Source organism: Novosphingobium sp. CCH12-A3, from assembly GCF_001556015.1.
Taxonomy (GTDB): domain Bacteria; phylum Pseudomonadota; class Alphaproteobacteria; order Sphingomonadales; family Sphingomonadaceae; genus Novosphingobium; species Novosphingobium subterraneum.
On the sequence record NZ_LSIA01000004.1, the window covers coordinates 1 to 3,071 of the forward strand.

Below are 3,071 nucleotides of genomic sequence, written 5' to 3' on the forward strand. Positions count from 1 at the left end.
CGGGTCGTCAAGCTAACCCACTGATACCACTCAACTTAGTTTCGGATCGGGCTCTAAAGTTTATCCGCTTGGCGAATAAGCTTTGCATACGTATGGCCCGCATGACTTGCACCGGGGGGGGGTCAAATGGTCGTGAATTCAAATGCAGACGAGCAGCAATATTCTGTGGCGACGATGGCCATACATATCAATACTTTAAGAACACTGATCTCATGCCTGCTGCCCATGGCAGCGAAGAATGCCGATGATCCGTCACTCTGGATCGCGCAATTTGAAGCTCTGGCATTGCGAAGTGCCGATTACGCCGCATTCGAGGCCTCAGGCGCTGTTGATCCCGAGCTGATGAAGGCGGCAGTCATCAGTTCGCTGGAAGAGATTCTCGGCGCGGCAAGCGCGCCGTCGTTCACGTTCAGGGCTGAGGCGCCACCATACGCCCGCTAGGCTGACGAGCTTAGCCCGGATCATGTTGCCGGCAGCAAGGGCGGACGACGCTCGTGCGTGGCTGGCCGCGGCTGCCCGCCAGCTGGCGAACAAGCATGGAGGCTGAGTGGGAACTTCCAGCCGCTGCGGTGCACTCCTGCCGCAACGATTCCATGGATCAGACATTGATTGCTGATGTTTGATCCGACACCAGAAAACCCTCTGTCCGCTCCAGATCAGGCTCTCGTTGCGCTGCTGCGTGCCTTGAAGGCGCGGCGCTATGTCTTCGTCACGCCAACTCCGGCGACGCACGCGCGGATCCGTGCCCGCGAGCCGACACGCGATGCCGCAGACCTGCGCGACGCATTGGGATGGAACATGCCGTTCGCCAAGGACCTGCTCGATCCGGAGATCCGCGACCTCCTCGACGCAGCCGGCGCGCTCGACAGGTTTCGGGACGGGCGATGGAAGTGCACCTTGCGCGTCTCCAGTCTCGGCACCGACCTGTATCTCCACTCTTCCTACCCGACCATTTCGGAAGACGCCGTCTTCTTCGGGCCGGACAGCTATCGTTTCGCAAGCCTCGTCCAGCGCGAACTCGCACCGCTTGCCCTGGCAGATGGTTGCCACCTCGTAGACATCGGCACCGGGTCCGGGGTGGGCGCCATCACGGCCGCGCAGGTACAGCCGGGTCTCCAGTTGACCATGACCGATATCAACCCGAACGCCTTGCGTCTGGCCCGGATCAACGCCTGCGCAGCGGGCATCAGGGTTCGTTCGGTCCAGGGGGAGACCCTCGACGGCGTCCGCGGGCCCATCGACATTGCCCTGGCCAATCCTCCCTACATGATCGACCGCAAAGCGCGTGCCTATCGTGACGGCGGCGACATGCACGGAGGTCAGGTCGCTTATGACATGGCCGTTGCAACAGTGGAGCGCCTGTCGTCCGGAGGAAAGTTCATCCTCTATACCGGCAGTGCGATCCTTCGCGGGCAGGATCACCTGCACGAAGCGCTTGGTGCGATGGCATCGGGCTACGACTGCGACTTCCGCTATCAGGAGATCGATCCGGACGTCTTCGGCGAGGAGCTAGAAACTGACGCCTATGCCGCTGTCGAGCGCATAGCGCTCATTTCAGCGGTTTTCACGCGGCATGGCCAGAAAGCCCGTACAGCCAATGCCCGATGAAACCGAGCGCGGCGAACAGTTGCCGGGAACGATGGACCGGACCAAGCGCTTCACCCATATGCGCATTTCGAACTGGATGAGCCTCGGGCTTGAAAGCTGGACCTTGGCGGCAGAAGCGTCTGCGGTGATCGCCCTGCGCCTTGCGAGGTTCACCACCTGGGATGCCCGCTCGCAACACGAAGTGCTGCTGATGGTTTCCGAGAAGATCGGTACTGCCCTGGAACTGCAACAACGCGCAATCACTGGGCAGCTTGGACGGACGCCATACTCGGCCGCGAGCGCCTGTCTTGTGCACTATCGCAAGGCCGTGGTGGCCAACCGGCGGAGGTTGTCCAGGCTGCGGCACTGACGGGGACGTTGCATTGAATCCCGGCGCCGTGAAACCAGCGGCCCCCTGCGCCGTTGCGCCGTTGGACGGGGTAGCGGAGTGCGCGGCTATGGCTTGGTCCTATCGCATCATCGATCACGGTCACTATTTTGCTCTTCACGCGGTGGAGGAAGGCAGCGCCGGCGAACTGCTGCAGTGTTCATCCAAGCCGATCGACTTTGCCTTCGACGCAGCCGGCGGGCCCGACAAGGTGGTCACCGAGCTGGAAATGGCCCTGAAAGCTGCTTCGAAGGCTCCCGTGCTGCCCATGCCACAAGAGTGACGCACCAGTCCAAAGCGAGCGGATCATGCCGGGCGCTGGCTGGTTGACAGGCTATCCCAACCTGATCCGGCGCGAAGAGATCTGGGAAGCTTCATTGAGGTTCAACGCTATAGGAACCAGCGGTTGTGAACACGTGCTGATTGAGGAGTGCCTTTCGCAAGCCAGAACACGCTAATCTCGACGTGCAGGAAGCCGGGCAGCCTTCGACTTGGTGGCTAGCGAAAGATTCTGTCTGGCTGCTTGGAAGGGCTTTGGGCTGGTCAGATGCAGGCGATAAAGGTCGCGCGACTTTGGGCCTTACCATTCCTCAAATGGGTCCCATCTGGGTCCGAATCGCGCTACAGCTGGACCGCGATTTCCAGAGTGCTATATTGTCGTCGCTCGCTTGACGCTTAGGGCGTTGTTGCAGCTGGACCGCGATTTCTGAAATGCTTTGATGGCTAGCAGAGCGAAGTGAAGTGCCGGGGTCGCAGCTGGACTGCGATTTCGGAAAAGCTGTGACAGATGGGCGTCTAACCAGTTGAATTGGGATTGGGAAAAACCCTATCTGTCACAGCGAAAATGCGCTTGATCTTCAATGGCGAGTGCCGACTCGCGTTCTTCGAAACGCCTCGCAAGCAATGGAGCAAGGCGTTGGATCGCCACAGACACAGGCGAAATAGTACCGCCCAGACGCAAATCATGCCCGATCAGCCGGGAAAGCCCTTGTTTTGCTTCTGGAGTGCCAGACATGATATCTTCGTCGATCATCCGCCGAACTAGAGCAGATTCCGATCACTCTGGCTCATACCCGGCGGCGATAAAATAGTTGGT

5 protein-coding genes are annotated in these 3,071 nt (G+C 59.9%); 4 read left to right on the plus strand and 1 reads right to left on the minus strand.

Translation table 11 applies throughout. From position 1 onward, the window contains the following. Nucleotides 1-126 precede the first annotated feature (126 nt). From AX703_RS00055 to AX703_RS00070, 4 genes are all read left to right on the plus strand, one after another. On the plus strand, nt 127-441 hold the full coding sequence (locus tag AX703_RS00055; protein WP_062341719.1) for a hypothetical protein: 315 nt from the start codon (nt 127-129) through the stop codon (nt 439-441). A gap of 174 nt (nt 442-615) precedes the next feature. Then, a complete protein-coding gene (locus AX703_RS00060) occupies nt 616-1,608 on the plus strand; it encodes a methyltransferase (RefSeq protein ID WP_062341722.1) in 993 nt (330 codons plus the stop codon). Beyond that, on the plus strand, nt 1,598-1,957 hold the full coding sequence (locus tag AX703_RS00065) for a hypothetical protein (protein ID WP_197423565.1): 360 nt from the start codon (nt 1,598-1,600) through the stop codon (nt 1,955-1,957). Before AX703_RS00060 ends, AX703_RS00065 begins: the two co-directional genes overlap by 11 nt. A gap of 88 nt (nt 1,958-2,045) precedes the next feature. After that, nucleotides 2,046-2,258 carry a hypothetical protein gene (locus tag AX703_RS00070; protein WP_039338035.1) on the plus strand — a complete coding sequence of 71 codons (213 nt, stop codon included), beginning with the start codon at nt 2,046-2,048 and terminating at the stop codon, nt 2,256-2,258. 543 nt (nt 2,259-2,801) lie between these two features. Here AX703_RS00070 and AX703_RS27090 read toward each other — a convergent pair. Beyond that, complete coding sequence (locus AX703_RS27090) at nt 2,802-3,008, minus strand: hypothetical protein (protein WP_156451850.1); 207 nt, start codon at nt 3,006-3,008, stop codon at nt 2,802-2,804. Between the last annotated feature and the right edge of the window lie 63 nt (nt 3,009-3,071).